Genomic DNA, 527 nt, shown 5'->3' on the forward strand with positions numbered 1-527 from the left:
GCCAACCGCGGCATCATGCTCACGCCGTTCCACAACATGGCGCTCATGGCGCCCATGACGAGCCGGGCAGACGTGGATGCGCACCACGCGGCGTTCGAGGAGTGCATCCGCGAGCTCGTGGCCGCGTAGCGCGCCGCGGCTCACCGGATGGTCCGGGTCCCCTTCGATATGGTAGATCGCTTCTTTGGCGTTTTTCGCACCGTCGCCGAGGCTATACATTAATAGCCCGCAGCCCACGGAGCAGTAAGTGCAGGTGTTGCGGATCTCTTTCGCACGCAGCAATTTGAAATTGCGTGCCTGAGCCAGCGCCATTTTAGGGGCAAAGCCCAGGGCGGCGGCGGTAGTTCCGGCCATACCGCCTGCGCAGATCTTAAAGAACTTTCTGCGGCTGACGTCCATTGCATTCCTCCATGCAGGATGTTGATTCATCGCGCGGAGGAAACTAACAGCAAAATCCCGGGAAAATTTGCGTCAAATCAAGGAGGAAAACCTTCGCCCCCTTAATCGCCAGCCCTGGCCATTTTCGC

1 protein-coding gene is annotated in these 527 nt (G+C 59.2%); it reads right to left on the reverse strand.

Translation table 11 applies throughout. The annotated features are described in order from the left end of the window. Nucleotides 1–399 (reverse strand): hypothetical protein (locus ABD339_RS33630; protein WP_344570957.1); only part of this gene is annotated, 399 nt, incomplete at its 3' end. Nucleotides 400–527 lie beyond the last annotated feature (128 nt).

The organism is Streptomyces axinellae (assembly GCF_039532135.1).
GTDB lineage: Bacteria > Actinomycetota > Actinomycetes > Streptomycetales > Streptomycetaceae > Streptomyces > Streptomyces axinellae.